The organism is Bacillus sp. 3G2, from assembly GCF_044324725.1.
Lineage (GTDB): Bacteria > Bacillota > Bacilli > Bacillales > Bacillaceae_G > Bacillus_A > Bacillus_A mobilis.
On sequence record NZ_CP172246.1, the window covers coordinates 5,193,647 to 5,211,238 of the forward strand.

General features: G+C 36.2%; 20 protein-coding genes. 1 reads left to right on the top strand and 19 read right to left on the bottom strand.

Annotated features, from left to right (window positions below):
• Positions 1-19: 19 nt before the first annotated feature.
• From rplI to ACHZK0_RS26750, 9 genes are all read right to left on the bottom strand, one after another.
• A complete protein-coding gene (gene rplI / locus ACHZK0_RS26710) occupies positions 20-466 on the bottom strand; it encodes a 50S ribosomal protein L9 (protein WP_061679600.1) in 447 nt (148 codons plus the stop codon).
• Positions 463-2,436: a DHH family phosphoesterase gene (locus ACHZK0_RS26715; RefSeq protein WP_270606925.1), complete on the bottom strand. Its 1,974-nt coding sequence runs from the start codon at positions 2,434-2,436 to the stop codon at positions 463-465. Before ACHZK0_RS26715 ends, rplI begins: the two co-directional genes overlap by 4 nt.
• 78 nt (positions 2,437-2,514) lie before the next feature.
• Positions 2,515-3,450 (bottom strand): YybS family protein, encoded by a 936-nt coding sequence (locus ACHZK0_RS26720; protein ID WP_395761747.1) that lies wholly within the window; start codon positions 3,448-3,450, stop codon positions 2,515-2,517.
• A gap of 80 nt (positions 3,451-3,530) precedes the next feature.
• Positions 3,531-3,764, bottom strand: a complete 234-nt coding sequence (gene rpsR / locus ACHZK0_RS26725; protein WP_000918874.1) for a 30S ribosomal protein S18 — start codon at positions 3,762-3,764, stop codon at positions 3,531-3,533.
• Between the two features lie 44 nt (positions 3,765-3,808).
• Positions 3,809-4,330 carry a single-stranded DNA-binding protein gene (gene ssb, locus ACHZK0_RS26730; protein WP_395761061.1) on the bottom strand — a complete coding sequence of 174 codons (522 nt, stop codon included), beginning with the start codon at positions 4,328-4,330 and terminating at the stop codon, positions 3,809-3,811.
• Between the two features lie 26 nt (positions 4,331-4,356).
• On the bottom strand, positions 4,357-4,647 hold the full coding sequence (gene rpsF, locus ACHZK0_RS26735; RefSeq protein WP_001233781.1) for a 30S ribosomal protein S6: 291 nt from the start codon (positions 4,645-4,647) through the stop codon (positions 4,357-4,359).
• Positions 4,648-4,838: 191 nt separating this feature from the next.
• Positions 4,839-5,939, bottom strand: coding sequence for a redox-regulated ATPase YchF (gene ychF / locus ACHZK0_RS26740; protein WP_000524656.1), 1,101 nt, complete (start codon positions 5,937-5,939; stop codon positions 4,839-4,841).
• 114 nt (positions 5,940-6,053) lie between these two features.
• Positions 6,054-6,251, bottom strand: coding sequence for a DUF951 domain-containing protein (locus tag ACHZK0_RS26745; RefSeq protein WP_000436051.1), 198 nt, complete (start codon positions 6,249-6,251; stop codon positions 6,054-6,056).
• A gap of 29 nt (positions 6,252-6,280) precedes the next feature.
• Complete coding sequence (locus ACHZK0_RS26750) at positions 6,281-7,162, bottom strand: mechanosensitive ion channel family protein (protein WP_395761062.1); 882 nt, start codon at positions 7,160-7,162, stop codon at positions 6,281-6,283.
• A 259-nt stretch (positions 7,163-7,421) separates the two neighbouring features.
• Here ACHZK0_RS26750 and yyaC point away from each other — a divergent pair, with 259 nt between their 5' ends.
• Positions 7,422-8,018 (top strand): spore protease YyaC, encoded by a 597-nt coding sequence (yyaC, locus tag ACHZK0_RS26755; protein ID WP_262742586.1) that lies wholly within the window; start codon positions 7,422-7,424, stop codon positions 8,016-8,018.
• A 20-nt stretch (positions 8,019-8,038) separates the two neighbouring features.
• Here the strand turns inward: yyaC and spo0J are convergent, their stop codons facing one another.
• From spo0J to rpmH, 10 genes are all read right to left on the bottom strand, one after another.
• Positions 8,039-8,890, bottom strand: a complete 852-nt coding sequence (spo0J, locus tag ACHZK0_RS26760; protein ID WP_262742585.1) for a stage 0 sporulation protein Spo0J — start codon at positions 8,888-8,890, stop codon at positions 8,039-8,041.
• Positions 8,883-9,644 (bottom strand): sporulation initiation inhibitor protein Soj, encoded by a 762-nt coding sequence (soj, locus tag ACHZK0_RS26765; protein WP_000516117.1) that lies wholly within the window; start codon positions 9,642-9,644, stop codon positions 8,883-8,885. Before soj ends, spo0J begins: the two co-directional genes overlap by 8 nt.
• A 189-nt stretch (positions 9,645-9,833) precedes the next feature.
• On the bottom strand, positions 9,834-10,706 hold the full coding sequence (gene noc / locus ACHZK0_RS26770) for a nucleoid occlusion protein (RefSeq protein WP_000799026.1): 873 nt from the start codon (positions 10,704-10,706) through the stop codon (positions 9,834-9,836).
• A 105-nt stretch (positions 10,707-10,811) separates the two neighbouring features.
• A complete protein-coding gene (rsmG, locus tag ACHZK0_RS26775; RefSeq protein ID WP_001019622.1) occupies positions 10,812-11,531 on the bottom strand; it encodes a 16S rRNA (guanine(527)-N(7))-methyltransferase RsmG in 720 nt (239 codons plus the stop codon).
• 21 nt (positions 11,532-11,552) lie between these two features.
• The gene (mnmG, locus tag ACHZK0_RS26780; protein ID WP_262742583.1) at positions 11,553-13,442 is read right to left on the bottom strand and encodes a tRNA uridine-5-carboxymethylaminomethyl(34) synthesis enzyme MnmG; all 1,890 of its coding nucleotides are present in this window, start codon (positions 13,440-13,442) and stop codon (positions 11,553-11,555) included.
• A gap of 46 nt (positions 13,443-13,488) precedes the next feature.
• On the bottom strand, positions 13,489-14,865 hold the full coding sequence (gene mnmE / locus ACHZK0_RS26785) for a tRNA uridine-5-carboxymethylaminomethyl(34) synthesis GTPase MnmE (protein ID WP_000393765.1): 1,377 nt from the start codon (positions 14,863-14,865) through the stop codon (positions 13,489-13,491).
• A gap of 226 nt (positions 14,866-15,091) precedes the next feature.
• The gene (gene jag, locus ACHZK0_RS26790) at positions 15,092-15,709 is read right to left on the bottom strand and encodes an RNA-binding cell elongation regulator Jag/EloR (RefSeq protein WP_262742581.1); all 618 of its coding nucleotides are present in this window, start codon (positions 15,707-15,709) and stop codon (positions 15,092-15,094) included.
• Positions 15,706-16,473, bottom strand: a complete 768-nt coding sequence (spoIIIJ, locus tag ACHZK0_RS26795) for a YidC family membrane integrase SpoIIIJ (RefSeq protein ID WP_061679591.1) — start codon at positions 16,471-16,473, stop codon at positions 15,706-15,708. Before spoIIIJ ends, jag begins: the two co-directional genes overlap by 4 nt.
• A gap of 52 nt (positions 16,474-16,525) precedes the next feature.
• A complete protein-coding gene (rnpA, locus tag ACHZK0_RS26800) occupies positions 16,526-16,873 on the bottom strand; it encodes a ribonuclease P protein component (protein WP_000750813.1) in 348 nt (115 codons plus the stop codon).
• 76 nt (positions 16,874-16,949) lie between these two features.
• Positions 16,950-17,084 carry a 50S ribosomal protein L34 gene (gene rpmH, locus ACHZK0_RS26805; RefSeq protein ID WP_000831901.1) on the bottom strand — a complete coding sequence of 45 codons (135 nt, stop codon included), beginning with the start codon at positions 17,082-17,084 and terminating at the stop codon, positions 16,950-16,952.
• Positions 17,085-17,592 lie beyond the last annotated feature (508 nt).

Below are 17,592 nucleotides of genomic sequence, written 5' to 3' on the forward strand. Positions count from 1 at the left end.
CTCCTTGCTTAACTTATTTTTATTGTTCACTAACATGAACTTTTACTGTTGCTGTTACTTGCGGATGCAATTTCACAGTAACGTTTGTATAGCCTAATGCACGAATTGCATCATCCATTTCAAATTTACGCTTATCAAGTTTAATCTTGTGTGATTTTTGCATTGCATCTACGATTTGTTTACTTGTGATTGAACCAAATAGACGGCCACCTTCTCCAGATTTAGCCTTTACTTCTACAGTTAGTTTCTCTAACGTTTCTTTTAACTCTTTTGCACTTTCAAGCTCTGCCTCTGCATCTTTTTCTTCTTTTCGTTTTTGAGCTTCTAAAGTTTTCATACTGCTATTTGTCGCCTCAGCAGCTAATCCTTGTTTTAGTAAGAAGTTATTTGCATAGCCATCTGGTACGTTTTTTACTTCTCCTTTTTTTCCTTTACCTTTTACGTCTTTTAGAAAAATTACTTTCATGATTGTGTGCCTCCCTGTAAATAGTCATCAATAACAAATTGAAGCTTCTCCTCAGCTTCATCTACTGTAACATTTTTCATTTGTGTGGCTGCATTCGTTAAATGCCCACCACCACCTAAATTCTCCATAATTAGCTGCACATTCACTTCACCTAAAGACCTGCCGCTAATTCCAATGAAATTCTCGCCACGTTTTGCAATAACAAATGATGCAATAATTCCTGTCATTGTTAATAATGTGTCCGCCGATTGCGCAATAAGCACTTGATCGTAGTAATCATCACTATCCACTTTTGCAATCGCAATTCCATTTGTATAAATGTACGCATTTTTAATAGCTTTTGCAACCCGTAGGTACTGATCCATATCTTCTTTTAAAAGCTCTTGTACAAGTACAGTATCTGCACCATGTGAGCGTAAATAAGAAGCGGCATCAAACGTACGAGCACCCGTCCGGAATGTAAAGCTTTTCGTATCAACAATAATACCCGCTAACAATGCTGTTGCTTCTAACATTGTCATTTTTAAATTTTTCGGTTGGTATTCAAGTAATTCTGTAACAAGTTCTGCCGTGGAAGAAGCATATGGCTCCATGTAAACAAGCAATGGATCTTCAATAAAATCTTCTCCTCGGCGATGATGGTCAATAACAACTACATTTTCAATTTTGTGTAACAGCTTTTCTTCCATCACCATTGAAGGTTTATGCGTATCAACAACAACAAGTAATGAATCATCATTTGCAAATTCCATCGCTTGTTCTGGTGTAATAAAGTGAGACCATAACTCTTCGTTTTGTTTCACTTTATCCATTAAACGCTTAATTCCCTTATCAGAATCATTTTCATCTAGGACAATATATCCTTTGCGCTCATTTAATTGCGCTACCTTTAAAATACCAATCGCAGCACCGATTGCGTCCATATCAGGAGCCCTATGCCCCATTATAATGACATTGCTACTTTCTAATACTAAATCCTTTAATGCATGCGAAATAACTCTAGCACGTACACGAGTACGTTTTTCAACCGGATTTGTCTTACCACCATAAAATTTAACTTTACCTGTCGCTTGTTTAATTGCAACTTGATCTCCACCACGGCCAAGCGCAAGGTCTAAGCCGGACTGAGCCATTGCCCCAAGCTCTGATAAAGGTAAATCACCTGATCCAACACCTACGCTTAAGGTAAGTGGTATATTCCTTTTAGATGTTTCTTCACGCACCTGATCTAAAATGCTAAATTTTCCTTTCTCCATCTGTGCTAAAATACTTTCATTTAGTACAACGAAGAATCTTTCTGAAGATGCACGTTTTAAATATGCCCCATACTTAACGGCCCATTCATTTAGTCGTGACGTTACAAGACTTGTTATATTCGTACGTAATTGATCATCTAATCCTTGTGTAACTTCATCGTAATTATCTAAATAAATGACAGCTAAAACAGTGCGTTGATCCTCGTACATCTTTTCAATCTCAGTTTGTTCTGTTACATCAAAGAAATAGATTAACTTTTCTTCTTTCCTTACAAAAACGCGAAACTTTCGATTATTTAAAGAGACTATATCATCGGAAGTTTCTCCTTTAATAAAAAGAAGTAACGTTTCTGATACATCATAAAGGTGCCATCCAGCTAATGCATGCTGTCCTAGGCATGAAGATAAATAAGGATTCGCCCAATCAATCCCATAATCCTTATTGTATAACAAAATACCAATCGGCATTTGGTTAAATGCCTCATTACTCACTTTCTTTACCCTTGTAATCATCTCTGTCGTATGTTTTTCAAAGTTCTTTTGAAAGGTAAGTTCAAATCGTACAACAACAAAAAGTACAATACAAAAGATAAAAAAGGCAGCTATCCCCATCATTAAATGAAAATAACAAAGGATCGAAATGAGCACAAACACAAAAAATGCCAATACATAAACAGGATATAAAAACCACTGTTTCTTATAAAATTCAGGCATGTATACAACTCCTATAAAGTAAAACTAACTCACCTTCCAGTTAGTTAAACAGATTAAAATAGTATAAGGAATATTACTTTATCCTCCTATTTTAGAACGCAATGAAATCCCTAAATCAATTATACCTAAGATTGTCACAAGAGGAAACAGCATCGGAATAAACATGCAGACAATAAAACTAATAATAGGAATCCCTTTCGTAAAACCTTTACTATGCGCTATAAAGGCGATAAATGTCAGACCTTGCAGTACTAGTAGTAAAGCAAATATGACATATAAGTTAGAAAATACCATATGTAAATATGATGTCGGTTCTACTTTTATAAAGGTTGATAGCAGAATAAATATAACGTAATACCAAACAATACTCTTTGGTAATTGTATATCTTTAAATTCAGGCCAGGGCATAACGTCATGCTTTAGTTTCCTCAAAACACTACCCGATATCATGACTGTAATCCAAGAACAACATACCGAGACCATTACAAGTAAACTTGGGAATAAAGTTTGTAACACATCATTAAATTGTGTAAATAACTCTTTTTGTTCTTCACTAATAGGCATACCCGCAGCATTAACTATCTTTTCACTTTGCGCCATACTTTCATTAAACATATTTTGCATTTGCTTCATTAAATCTATGTTAAAAAACTTTATACTCGCAACATAAATGAGCATAATACCAATTAAGTACGCAAGCGCCCCCGCCATCAAAATTTCTACCGGCTTTTTTCGTTTTTTATACATATATCCTAAAACGATACCTATCAATCCAAACATAGTTGTCTTTACTAGGTTCATCGGTTGACTGACAATAACAGTAATAAAAAGTGCCGCCGTAAAAATTACAAAGGCGTTAGATAATCTATATCTTATCGTTAACAGTATAAATGGCAATGGCAACGCAAACGTTACAACTGTACCCAAAATCGGAACATACATAGATATAAGCAATAACATTGCATATATTGCTAACAGTGCTGCACCCTCAGTAATAAATTTCGTATTCTTCATCATCTAACCTCTCTTTCAAAAAAGAAAAGCATAGCAAAATGCACAGTAGAGTCCGACTCTACTGTGCATTTCATACGCTATTATTCACCAACATATGGTAAAAGTGCCATTTGACGAGCACGTTTAATTGCAACTGTAAGTTTGCGTTGGTATTTTGCGCTTGTCCCTGTTACACGACGAGGTAAAATTTTACCACGCTCAGAAACGAAACGTTTTAATAAATCAACATCTTTATAGTCAATGCGAGTGATGCCGTTAGATGTGAAGAAACACACCTTACGACGTTTCGCACGTCCACCTTTGCGTCCTGCCATGTCTATTCCCTCCATTCTTTGTTAAAACTAACTAATTTACTGTATTAGAACGGTAAATCGTCGTCGGAAATGTCGATCGGTTGACCTACATTTAAAAATGGATCGTCATTCTTCGTAAATCCAGAGTTCCCTTGGTTACCTTGGTTGCCTGAATTACTAGATTGACCAAATGGGTTAGAGCTTTGGTTACCGAAACCAGCTCCTGATGGTTGCTGATTAAATGAACCACGTTGCTCCCCACCGCCATTACGCGGCTCTAAAAATTGTACGCTTTCCGCAAGAACTTCTGTTACATATACACGTTTACCATCTTGTCCATCGTAATTACGAGTTTGAAGACGTCCATCTACGCCTGCTAAGCTACCTTTTTTCAAATAATTTGCTACGTTTTCTGCTTGTTTACGCCATATTACACAATTAATAAAGTCAGCTTCACGCTCACCTTGTTGATTCGCAAATGCGCGATTCACAGCTAACGTAAAAGTAGCTACTGCAACACCATTGGGCGTGTAACGTAAGTCAGGGTCCTTAGTTAAACGACCAACGAGGATAACACGATTCATCAATCGAACCACTCTCCCTTATATATCAATTATTTTTCTTCTTCTTTAACAACGATATGACGAAGGATGTCTTCGTTGATCTTAGCTAAACGGTCGAATTCGTTAATCGCTTCTGCGTTAGAGTTCACGTTTAAGATCATGTAGAAACCTTCACGTAAGTCGTTGATTTCGTAAGCTAAACGACGCTTACCCCACTCTTTCGTGTTAATGATTTCTGCACCATTGTTTGTTAAAACACCTGCGAAACGTTCAACTAAAGCTTTTTGAGCTTCTTCTTCAACGCCAGGACGAATGATGTACATAATTTCGTACTTTCTCATTACACTTTCACCTCCTTTTGGTCTAAACGGCCCATAATGGGCAAGGAGCAATTAATTTATAGTAATTACTCACGAGTTTAGATTATATCATAGTAAGTTAGATGAATCAACTCACCCATGCATAAAAAACTTGGCAAACACATAATATATTTGCCAAGCTCATATCTTTATTTTTCCTAGGAAATATTAAATTAAACGTTGAAACGGAAGTGCATAACGTCTCCGTCTTTTACGATATACTCTTTTCCTTCTAAACGAACTTTACCAGCTTCTTTTGCAGCTGTCATAGAACCGTTTGTCATTAAGTCTTCGTAAGAAACTGTTTCCGCACGAATAAATCCACGCTCAAAGTCTGTATGAATTACGCCAGCACATTGTGGTGCTTTCATACCCTGTTTGAACGTCCATGCACGTACTTCTTGTACACCTGCTGTGAAGTAAGTAGCAAGTCCTAATAAATCATATGCAGCACGAATTAATTGATCTAAACCAGATTCTTCAATACCTAGTTCTTCAAGGAATACTTTTTTCTCTTCCTCGTCTAGCTCAGCGATTTCTTCTTCAATTTTTGCACATACAACGATTACTTGAGAATTTTCATTTGCAGCAAATTCTTTTACCATTTGTACGTATTTGTTTTCAGAAGGATCGATAATATCGTCCTCACTTACGTTTGCTACGTATAACATTTCTTTCGTTGTAAGTAAATGAAGGCCTTTAACAATCTTCATTTGCTCTTCTGTGAATTCGACAGTACGAGCTGGTTTGCCCTCTTCAAAAGCTTCTTTTAAGCGAACTAAAATTTCATGCTCATATACTGCTTCTTTATCTTTTTGTCTTGCTAATTTCGCAACACGTTCGATACGTTTATCAACAGATTCTAAATCCGCTAAGATTAGCTCCAAGTTGATTGTTTCAATATCATCAATCGGATCTACTTTACCTGAAACGTGTGTAATATTTTCGTCTTCAAAACAACGAACAACTTGGCAAATTGCATCTACTTGGCGAATGTGAGATAAGAATTTATTTCCTAAACCTTCACCTTTACTAGCACCTTTTACGATACCCGCGATATCAGTAAACTCAAATACAGTCGGAACAGTTTTTTTCGGTTCTACTAATTCCGTTAATTTATTTAAACGCTCATCTGGTACTTCTACAATCCCTACGTTTGGATCGATTGTACAGAATGGATAGTTTGCAGATTCTGCTCCTGCTTGTGTAATTGCATTAAATAAAGTGGACTTCCCTACGTTAGGTAATCCAACAATCCCAGCCGTTAATCCCATATTTTTCACTCCTATGTCTCAATCTTTCATCATTATAGATAGTAACGAAAAAAATGACAAGTTTCCTCCAAACGAAAAAAGTAACAGCTACCCATTGCAACTGTTACTTTCTCTCTATTCTTCGTGCTTCACAAGTATTTTTTTCACCTTACGATCAAATTCTCTTCGAGGAATCATTACTGAATGGTCACATCCCTCGCACTTAATGCGGATATCCATTCCCATACGAATAATCTTCCAGCGATTCTCACCACATGGGTGGGCTTTCTTCATTTCCACAACATCGTACAAGTTATACTGCTTTTGCTCCATTCTCCAAACCCCTCTCCATACTAAACATACTAAATTGCTTTTCCACTCACCAATTCTTCACGATTATATAAAACCATACGTGGATATGGAATTTCAATTCCATGTAAATCTAGACGATTTTTAATTTCTTTACGAAGGGCTCTCGCAACAACCGCATGTTGCATCGGCTCTACTTCCGCAATAACACGTAATATAACTTCTGATGCAGCCAATGTTTGAACACCTAATAACTGAGGCCTTGCTACCATTTGCGTATACTTTGCAGGTAATTCTTCTAATAACTCTTCAATGACTTGCTCCGCTTTCGCTATATCAGCCTCATACGAAATGGATACATCAACAAATGCTACACTATTACTAACTGAATAGTTCGTAACTTGGATGATACTTCCGTTTGGTAAAGTATGAATTTCGCCTGTCCAACTCTTTACTTTTGTTGTACGAAGTCCAATTTCTAGAACGACACCTTCAAACTGACCAATTTTCACATAGTCACCTACTGAAAATTGATCTTCTAGCAAGATAAATAACCCTGTAATAACATCTTTCACTAAACTTTGAGCACCAAATCCGACTGCTAAACCAATTACCCCAGCACCCGCTAATAGACCAGATGCATTAATATTAAACACACCCAAAATCGCAATTAACATAATGAACATAACAACGTATGCCACAATATTTTCAAGTAACTTCGCTACTGTAACTGTACGACGTTCTGAAATTTGAATTGGCGAACGACTTCCCATACGAAACGCATTTCGCACAATTGCACGCGCAACTCGTACAACAACCGCACCAATTATTAAAATAATACATATTTTCAATGTCGCTGTTCCAATATCAGCCCAACGATCAGCATTTAATAAATACTGTTTCGTGGCATTAAACCACTTTGCTAATAAATCCATGTACCTCTACCTCTCCAGCCAAAATTTCTTTTTAGTTATCCTTCTTATTGTATCAGAAGTCTCCTAATTGCTGAAAAAATTTTATGACTTTAATTACATTTGTTAACTTCCGTTCAGGTATAAAATGGAACAAATATATATATACTAGTACTATTATTTCCGTTTTCACTCGAGTTTTACAAGAAGTACGCACTTATAGTTTTCCATTTTACTCACCATATAACATATTTTGAAAATTTATTAAAAGGATGGATGCTTCATGAATATTGGAAGTTTTCGCTTACCCTTTTTCGAAAAAGAAACTCAAAATGTTATGCACCAAGACGTAGAAGCCTCCGAGACCATTAGTAACTTCTTACTTTCCCATATGCCCATTAAAACAAATATACCGATTATTCTCGTTTGTATTGGAACAGATCGTTCTACAGGCGATGCCCTCGGTCCATTAGTCGGTACGAAACTAGAACAAGTAGGAATTAAAAACTTCCAAGTGTTTGGCACACTAGATGAGCCAGTACATGCGCTAAATTTAGAAGAAAAAATTCAGAATATACAGAAAGATAATCCTACTTCTTTTATAATTGCGGTCGATGCCTGTTTAGGAAAGTCTCAAAGTATCGGTTCCATCACTACCGGAATGGGGCCTAGTAAACCTGGAGCTGCGATGAATAAAAAGTTACCTGCAGTTGGCGATTTACATATTCATGGCATCGTGAATCTAAATGGTTTTATGGAGTTTTTCGTCCTGCAAAATACAAGATTAAGTTTAGTCATGAAAATGGCTGATGTAATTGCACAAAGTATAAAAGAAACAGACCAAAAATTATCTGTATTAAAAAAAGCAAACCATCTATAAATAATAAGATGGTTTGCTTTTTAGTTTTTCTGCGCTAATAATTCTAAAATACGATTTAAATCTTCCTTATTAAAAAATTCAATTTCGATTTTACCTTTTTCTTTTTTCGTTTCTTTAATCTTCACATCTGTGCCAAACTTTTCTCTTAAGAACGTTTCGCGCTCTACAAAAAATATATTTCTCTCTTTTTTCACTTGTTTTGTTTCACGTGAAACGCGTTGATTAATCTCCTGAACAATCTTCTCTAATTGACGAACATTTAATCCTTCTTTTTCAATTCGTTTTAATAAAGATTTTAATTGTTCTTCATCTTTTATCGTAAGCAAAGTTCTCCCATGAGCCATTGAAAGTTGGCCATTTGCAATCATATCTTGCACGAAAGAAGGGAGGCTTAATAACCGCGTATAGTTTGCAATGTAAGGTCTGCTCTTACCAAGACGTTTTGCTAATTGTTCTTGTGTTATATTTAGCTCATTCATTAACATTTGATATGCCATTGCTTCTTCCATTGGATTTAAATCTTCTCGTTGTAAGTTTTCAAGCAATGCAAACTCCATCATTTGCTGCTCGTTTAATTGTCTTACAACAGCAGGTACCTTTTCGAGCCCCGCCTCTTTGGCAGCACGATATCTTCTTTCACCTGCAACGATTTCATATCCTTTAATACTCTTCCTAGCAATTAACGGTTGCAGTATGCCATGCTCTTTAATAGAAGCCGATAATTCTTGAATTGCCTCTTTATTAAAGTGTTTACGTGGTTGATATGGATTCGGTCTTAATTCAGTTATCGCAATCTCCTGAATTGCCTCTTCTTCTTTCACATCTAAATCAGGAAAAAACACATTGATTCCTCTTCCTAATCCTTTAGCCACCTGCAATCACTTCCTCTGCTAAATCTATATATACTTCTGCTCCTCTTGATTTAGCGTCATACTGCATAATTGGTTTTCCATGACTTGGTGCCTCACTTAAACGAACATTACGAGGAATAATCGAACGGTATACTTTATCTCTAAAGTATTTTTTCACTTCATCTATAACCTGAATCCCTAAATTCGTACGGGCATCCAACATTGTTAGCAATACACCTTGAATTGCTAGATTTTTATTTAAGTGCTTTTGCACAAGTCGAACTGTATTTAATAGCTGACTTAATCCTTCTAGTGCGTAATACTCGCATTGAACAGGAATAATAACAGAATCTGCTGCGGTTAATGCATTAATCGTTAATAACCCTAAAGACGGGGGACAGTCGATAATAATATAGTCATATTCATCACGAACTGGCTGTAATGCCCTTTGTAAACGTACTTCCCGGGAAATAGTCGGTACCAATTCAATTTCAGCACCTGCCAATTGAATTGTAGCGGGTAGAACATCTAAGTTTTCAGTTGCGGTTTTACGTATAACCCCTTGAACATCTGCATCTTCCACAAGAACATTGTAAATACATTGATCTAATTCGGATTTTTCAATTCCCACACCAGTCGTTGCATTTCCTTGAGCATCAATATCTACAAGAAGGACCTTTTTACCTACTTGTGCCAATCCAGCCCCTAAATTAACAGATGTGGTTGTTTTCCCAACGCCACCTTTTTGATTGGCAATAGCAATGATTTTTCCCATGATGTCACCTACTTTCAACCTTTCTATCTTATTCTAGTAATAATTACGTTTATTGTAACATGAAATAAAAGTTTTTCTTTTACGTCCTTATTAAACTTCAAAATTTATTTGTAAACTCCTTCTTCATCTAACAAGAAAATATAGTAAAAGAGACCTATCCAATAGGATAAGGTCTCTAACACGCCATTATTATTTTTTCTTCGGAATTTTAATTGTAATTTGATAATACTCATCAAATTCCTCTTCCTCAGAATTAACATTTAAACCACTGTCTGCAACCATTTGTAATGACTGCCTAATTGTATTCATGGCAATTCTCGTATCTCGACTTACTGCTTTTTGCTTTGCCTTACGCTTCGGTTTTGCTTCCTCTAGTAATTTCGCAATTCGTTCCTCTGTTTGCTTTACATTCAGCTGTTTCTCCACAATTTCCTGTAAAACCTTCAGTTGTAATTCCTCATTCTTTAAAGGAATAAGCGCGCGGGCATGGCGTTCTGTAATACTTTTTTCTAATAACGCACTTTTTATTTCTTCAGGCAACTTTAACAATCGCAACTTATTTGCGATTGTGGATTGTCCTTTTCCAAGTCGTTGTGCCAATGCTTCTTGTGTTAAATTATGTAACTCAATTAGCTTTTGATATGCCACAGCTTCCTCGATTGCTGTTAGTTCCTCACGTTGCAAGTTTTCAATTAAGGCTACAGAAGCTGTCTCTGTATCATTTAAGTTTTTTATAATTGCAGGAACCTTTTCCCAGCCTAACTTTGTTGCCGCACGGAAACGTCTTTCCCCAGCAATAATCTCGTACTTATCATCCTCATATTGCCTCACAACAATTGGCTGAATAAGTCCATGTGTACGAATCGTTAATGCTAGCTCCTCAATACGCGCATCATCAAAAACTGTTCGTGGTTGATAACGGTTAGGGGTAATATTTACTATCGGAATTTCTTGTATTTCTTCATATACCTTTTTATCTATTTCTTCATGGCTTTCGTCTTGTAATTCGAATTCGCTCTCTTTATCTCCAAAGCCAAATAAACGAGAAAACGTATTTTTCATACATATTCCACCACCTTTTAGGCCTATTGACTATTCTCCATAAAATGTTTCCTATGAAACATTTACGTTTTCATTTATATAATTTAATCTTACGTCTAATAAGATTTATTTTTCAATAGGTAATTTATTGGGTGTTCCCGGTTTGCGTGGATATTTCTTTGGTGTCTTGCGCTTTTTCTCGATTAATAAAATATTACGTTCACTTTCTTCAAACGGTAATTGGAACGTAGACATTTCTTTTAAATCCCCGCCTAGCACCTCTAAAGCATACTTGCCATTTTCAATTTCTTCGTTTGCTGCAGCACCTTTCATTGCAATGAATGTTCCTCCAACTTTTACAAGTGGTAAACATAGCTCACTCAATACCGAAAGACGCGCAACTGCACGTGCCATTACAATATCGTACGATTCACGTACACCTTCTTTTTTCCCAAATGTTTCAGCACGATCATGACAAAATGCAACGTCACTTAATTCCAACTTTTGTGCTAAATGATTTAAGAAATTAATGCGTTTTTGCAATGAGTCTACAATTGTCACTTTTAAGTGCGGGAAACAGATTTTTAAAGGAATACTTGGGAATCCAGCTCCTGCACCAACATCACAAATTGAGAATGGTTTTGAAAAATCATAATAAAAAGCAGCTGTAATAGAATCAAAAAAGTGTTTTAAATATACTTCTTCTTTCTCCGTAATAGCCGTTAAATTCATTTTTTCATTCCACTCTACTAATGTTTCGAAGTAGATTTCGAACTGCTCTAACTGTCTAGAAGAGAGGGTGATCCCCTTCTCTTCTAGCATAGATTGAAATTGTTCTATGTTCATCTAGCAATATCTCCTTACTATTTATTGGTTCGATACTCGCGCAATTTTTCCTTGTTCAATATACACAAGTAAAATGGAAACATCCGCTGGGTTTACGCCAGAAATACGTGAAGCCTGCCCCATTGAAAGTGGACGAACATCTTTCAATTTCTGTCTAGCTTCTGAGGCAATGCTAGAAATCGCATCATAATCAATATCCACAGGGATTTTTTTGTTTTCCATTTTCTTCATACGCTCTACTTGCTGTAAAGATTTTTCAATATATCCTTCGTACTTAATCTGAATTTCAACTTGTTCTGTCACTTCATCACTTAATTCTACTTCACTTGGTACTAAAAGATGAATGTGCTCATATGTCATCTCTGGACGACGTAATAAGTCACTTGCACGTATTCCATCTTTCAGTTCACTTCCGCCAATGCTACGAATCAATTCTTGAACTTCAGGACGTGGCTTAATAATGATGCTGCTTAAACGTTCCTTTTCCTGTTCAATTTGTAATTTTTTATTTGTAAATCGCTCATAGCGCTCTTCTTTAATTAATCCAATTTCACGACCAACTTCAGTTAAACGAAGATCAGCATTATCATGGCGTAATAATAGGCGATATTCTGCACGAGACGTTAATAAACGATATGGTTCATTTGTACCTTTCGTTACAAGATCATCAATTAAGACACCAATATAAGCATCCTCGCGGCCTAAAATAACTTCTTTTTTGCCTAAAGAACGACATGCTGCATTAATCCCGGCCATAAGCCCTTGTCCTGCGGCCTCTTCATAACCAGAAGTTCCGTTAATCTGTCCTGCTGTATATAAATTCTTAATTTTTTTCGTTTCAAGTGTTGGCCATAGTTGTGTTGGTACAATCGCATCATATTCAATCGCATAACCTGTGCGCATCATTTCAACGTTTTCTAGACCAGGGATTGTTCTAAGCATATCACGCTGCACATCTTCTGGTAAGCTTGTGGATAAACCTTGCACATACACTTCTTGTGTATTACGTCCCTCTGGCTCTAAGAAAATTTGATGACGTGGTTTATCATTAAACCTTACTACTTTGTCTTCAATTGAAGGGCAGTATCTAGGACCTGTTCCCTTAATCATACCAGAATACATAGCTGAGCGATGTAGGTTTTCATCTATTAAACGATGTGTTTCCGTACTTGTATACGTCAACCAACATGGAATTTGATCCATAATAAATTTTGTCGTTTCAAAAGAGAAAGCTCGTGGTTTATCATCACCTGGCTGAATTTCTGTTTTACTGTAATCAATTGTATTACTATTTACACGCGGAGGTGTACCTGTTTTAAATCTAACTAGATCAAATCCAAGCTCCTCTAAATGTTCAGATAAAGTAATAGATGGTTGTTGATTATTTGGACCACTCGAATATTTTAAATCCCCCATAATAATCTCACCGCGTAAAAATGTTCCAGTCGTAATTACTACTGTCTTTGCTGTATATTCAGCACCAGATTGCGTAATTACCCCTTTACATTCGCCATCTTCAACGATTAAACGCTCTACCATTCCTTGGAACAGTGTTAGATTTGGTGTTTCTTCAATTGTTTTCTTTAGTTCATGCTGGTAAGCGAACTTATCTGCTTGCGCTCGAAGTGCGCGTACAGCTGGTCCTTTACCCGTATTTAACATACGCATTTGAATATGTGTTTTATCAATGTTGCGTCCCATTTCTCCGCCTAATGCATCAATTTCACGAACAACAATCCCTTTTGCTGGTCCACCAACAGAAGGGTTACATGGCATAAACGCTACCATATCTAAATTAATTGTTAACATTAATGTGTTGGAGCCCATTCGTGCTGCCGCAAGACCAGCTTCACATCCTGCATGACCTGCACCGATTACTATGACATCGTATGAACCGGCATTGTATCCCATTGTTTATTCCTCCTAATAATCTCTATCTTTCTAAAACATCACTATATTATTTTCCTAAACAAAATTGAGAGAACAGCTGGTCAATTAGGCTTTCATGGACCGTATCACCAGTAATTTCACCAAGTATTTCCCACGTTCTTGTTAAATCAATTTGCACCATATCAATTGGAACACCATTTTCTATCGCCTCAATCGCATCCCCAATTGTTTTTCCTGCTTGTGTTAATAATCCAATATGTCTTGCATTAGAAACATATGTCACATCTGCAGAATCGATTGCTCCTTCAAAGAATAAATCAGCTATTGCCTTTTCAAGCTCATCTATTCCTTGTTCCTCAATTAACGATGTTGTAATAACACGATTTCCCGCTGCCAATTCTGTAACACGTTCCATATCAATTGTTTGCGGTAAATCAGTCTTATTTACAATAACAATAAAATCTTTTCCTTGTACGGCACGGAATAAATCTTCATCCTCATTCGTTAAAGCCTCGCTATAATTAACGACAACTAACACTAGATCAGCTTGGCTCATCATTTCTTTTGAACGCTCTACACCGATTCTTTCAACAACATCTTCTGTTTCACGAATTCCGGCTGTATCTATAAGTTTAAGTGGTACACCACGCACATTAACGTACTCTTCAATAACATCACGAGTTGTTCCTGCAATATCAGTTACAATTGCCTTTTTCTCCTGAACGAGACTATTTAATAGCGATGACTTCCCAACGTTAGGTCTACCGATGATTGCAGTAGCAATACCTTCACGTAAAATTTTTCCTTGCTTCGATGTTTCTAATATTTTTGCAATTTCAGCACGGACATGTGTAGCTTTCTCAATTAAAATATTATGTGTCATTTCTTCCACATCATCATATTCCGGGTAATCTATGTTTACCTCAACATGAGCTAACGTTTCTAATATGTCCTGACGCAGACGGCCAATCAATTTAGATAATCGTCCTTCCATTTGATTAATCGCTACGTTCATTGCACGATCCGTTTTTGCACGGATTAAGTCCATAACAGCTTCCGCTTGTGATAAATCAATACGGCCATTTAAAAAAGCACGTTTCGTAAATTCACCAGGCTCCGCTAATCGTACTCCTTGTGCTAAAATAAGCTGCAACACTTTATTTACCGAAACAAGTCCACCGTGACAGTTAATTTCTACTATATTTTCACGTGTAAACGTCCTCGGTGCACGCAGAATGGACACCATTACTTCTTCAATAACTTGATTTGTATCTAAATCAACAATATGACCATAATGAATTGTGTGAGAAGGAACCTCTGTTAAATCCTTCCCTTTAAAAATACGATTAACTTTTTCAACCGCATCATCCCCACTTACTCGAACAATGGCAATTGCACCCTCTCCAAGCGCTGTGGAAATCGCGGCAATTGTATCAAATTCCATGTCCTTTCACCTCACTTGCTTATTTATCTCTATTTCAACATGATTATTTTCTTCACTAAATTATTAGAATACCATAACGAACCTATCTACAAAAGAATAATAACTCATTTTATTATGTCCTCATGTAAAAAACACTAAACTTATTCACAGTGGATAAGTTTAGTGTTTTTTAGTTATCCACACCTATTTTCCCCTCAAAAAAACCGGCACTCAATTGAGTAACCGGTCACTTGGAAGATATTACAACATGTCGATGTGGTTCTTTTCCTTCAGAAGTTGTAATGATATTTTGATGATTAGATAATGCTTGATGGATAATCTTTCGTTCAAAAGATGGCATAGGCTCCAACACAACCCTTTTTTTCGTACTTACTACTTGTTTTGCTAATCGATAAGAAAGGGCTTCTAATGTACCTTTTCTTTTACTACGATAATTTTCAGCATCTAGTGTGATGCCAATATACTGCTTCGTATTACGATTCGCCACAAGCTTTGTTAAATACTGTAAAGAATTCAAGGTGCTTCCTCTTTTTCCAATCAAAACACCTATATTTTCGCCAGAAATTGTAAATTCAACTTCGCGTCCTTTTACAATTTTACTAATCTCAGCTTCCACACCCATATCGTGAATCACATTTTTTAAATATTCTTCACATTCTTGAATCGGATCTTTCTTCAATACAACTTCTACTACTGCAGGTCGCTTCCCAAATAAACCTAGGAATCCTCTTTTACCTTCATCGATAATATTTATATCTACTCGGTCTTTTGAAACATTTAGTTGTCTTAAAGCATCTTGTACTGCCAGATCGACTGTTTGTCCTTTAGCAGTAATTACACTCACTTGCTTGATCCTCCTGCCTTACTAGCCTTAATTTCTGGCCCCTTGATCAAGTACATTTGAGCGATACCAAAGATATTACCAACAACCCAGTAAAGTGATAATGCAGCTGGGAAGTTAATTGCAAAGACTAAAATCATAATTGGCATAAGCCAAATCATCATTGCCATTTGCGGATTTTGACCAGCTGTTCCTGCCATTGCAAGCTTTTGCTGAATAAATGTCGTAATTGCCGCAACAACCGGTAAGATATAGAACGGATCTGCCTGCCCTAAGTCGAACCATAAGAATGTATGCTTACTAATTTCTGCTGTTCTCATAATCGCATGGTAAAACGCGAATAAAATAGGCATCTGAACAAAGATTGGTAAACATCCTGCTAATGGATTTACACCATTTTTTTGATATAACTGCATCATTTCTTGTTGTAGTTTTTGCTGTGTCGCTTGATCTTTAGAACTATATTTCTCTTTTAACTTCACCATTTCTGGTTGTAACGCCTGCATTGCTTTCGTACTCTTCGTTTGTTTAATCATTAATGGTAATAATGCAAAACGAATGATAAGCGTTGTAACGACGATTGCTAAACCGTAATTACTACCAAATAAGTTGGCAAAATACGTAATTAACTGAGAAAGCGGATATACGAAATATTCATTCCAAATTCCAGTACTTTTCGGCGTAATCGGCTGATTCACTTCACTACAGCCAGTAGCAATTGCCATTAATGCAATAACCATGGCTAGTAAACCTATTTTCTTTTTCAAAGCCTGCTCCTCCTTGTTTCGGTATGTATATAGTGTAATTCATTTCCTTACGCTACTTTTTTATTCTTTTCATACCAGAGCGTTTAAAGACATGAATTAAGCTTTTCTTTAATTCTTCATATGTCATCTCTGCACAAGGCTTCCTTGCTATTATAACAAAATCTTTTCCAGAATCTATCTCATCTTTTAATTCTGTGATTGACTGGCGAATCATACGTTTAATTCGGTTACGCACTACTGCATTTCCTATTTTTTTGCTGACAGAAAGACCAATACGAAAGTTTGGCTGCTCTGCCTTATCTAGTTGATAGACAACAAGCTGACGATTCGCATTCGATTTTCCTTTTTGAAAAACCGTCTGGAATTCATCATTCTTTTTTATACGATGTGTTTTCTTCATATCAATTGACACTCCTGTAGTTCATCAGTGGAAATTCACTATTATTAGAAAAAAAGACCACTGAACGATCAGTGGTCTACGCAGATAATACTTTTCTTCCTTTACGACGACGAGCTGCTAGCACTTTACGTCCGTTCGCTGTGCTCATACGGCTGCGGAAACCATGTACTTTGCTGCGCTTACGTTTATTTGGTTGGTAAGTTCTTTTCATTATATGACACCTCCCTGAGGAATATCTGTTAAAGACAGTCCTATAAATTATAGTTAATCAACTAGGAAAATGTCAATGGTTCTCGAAATTTTCATCAAATATTCATTTTGAACCTATTCACATACTTTTTCACAGACCCTATATTTCCTTGTGGATAAATGTTTTTTCTTGTTTTTTATATCCACAAACCTTTTCCACACTTTTACACAGTATATCGTGTTGTGGACAAGTTTATTCCACAAGGTATTGATTTTGTGGATAACTTTCTGAAATTCATTGCTATAGCCACTTTTTTTTGATATTATAGTTGTGTTTTCACTTTGAATAAGTTTTCCACATCTTTATCTTATCCACAATTTGTGTATAACATGTGGACAGTTTTAATCACATGTGGGTAAATGATTATCCACATTTGCTTTTTTTGTCGAAAACCCTATCTCATATACAAACGACGTTTTTAGGTTTTAAAATACGTTTCGTATAAATATACATTTTATATTTATTTAGG

Bases quoted from the DNA above. Each gene is read 5' to 3' on its own strand.
- rplI (WP_061679600.1), bottom strand. From the start codon at position 466: ATGAAAGTAATTTTTCTAAAAGACGTAAAAGGTAAAGGAAAAAAAGGA.
- ACHZK0_RS26715 (WP_270606925.1), bottom strand. From the start codon at position 2,436: ATGCCTGAATTTTATAAGAAACAGTGGTTTTTATATCCTGTTTATGTA.
- ACHZK0_RS26720 (WP_395761747.1), bottom strand. From the start codon at position 3,450: ATGAAGAATACGAAATTTATTACTGAGGGTGCAGCACTGTTAGCAATA.
- rpsR (WP_000918874.1), bottom strand. From the start codon at position 3,764: ATGGCAGGACGCAAAGGTGGACGTGCGAAACGTCGTAAGGTGTGTTTC.
- rpsF (WP_001233781.1), bottom strand. From the start codon at position 4,647: ATGAGAAAGTACGAAATTATGTACATCATTCGTCCTGGCGTTGAAGAA.
- ychF (WP_000524656.1), bottom strand. From the start codon at position 5,939: ATGGGATTAACGGCTGGGATTGTTGGATTACCTAACGTAGGGAAGTCC.
- ACHZK0_RS26745 (WP_000436051.1), bottom strand. From the start codon at position 6,251: ATGGAGCAAAAGCAGTATAACTTGTACGATGTTGTGGAAATGAAGAAA.
- ACHZK0_RS26750 (WP_395761062.1), bottom strand. From the start codon at position 7,162: ATGGATTTATTAGCAAAGTGGTTTAATGCCACGAAACAGTATTTATTA.
- yyaC (WP_262742586.1), top strand. From the start codon at position 7,422: ATGAATATTGGAAGTTTTCGCTTACCCTTTTTCGAAAAAGAAACTCAA.
- soj (WP_000516117.1), bottom strand. From the start codon at position 9,644: ATGGGAAAAATCATTGCTATTGCCAATCAAAAAGGTGGCGTTGGGAAA.
- noc (WP_000799026.1), bottom strand. From the start codon at position 10,706: ATGAAAAATACGTTTTCTCGTTTATTTGGCTTTGGAGATAAAGAGAGC.
- rsmG (WP_001019622.1), bottom strand. From the start codon at position 11,531: ATGAACATAGAACAATTTCAATCTATGCTAGAAGAGAAGGGGATCACC.
- mnmG (WP_262742583.1), bottom strand. From the start codon at position 13,442: ATGGGATACAATGCCGGTTCATACGATGTCATAGTAATCGGTGCAGGT.
- mnmE (WP_000393765.1), bottom strand. From the start codon at position 14,865: ATGGAATTTGATACAATTGCCGCGATTTCCACAGCGCTTGGAGAGGGT.
- rnpA (WP_000750813.1), bottom strand. From the start codon at position 16,873: ATGAAGAAAACACATCGTATAAAAAAGAATGATGAATTCCAGACGGTT.
- rpmH (WP_000831901.1), bottom strand. From the start codon at position 17,084: ATGAAAAGAACTTACCAACCAAATAAACGTAAGCGCAGCAAAGTACAT.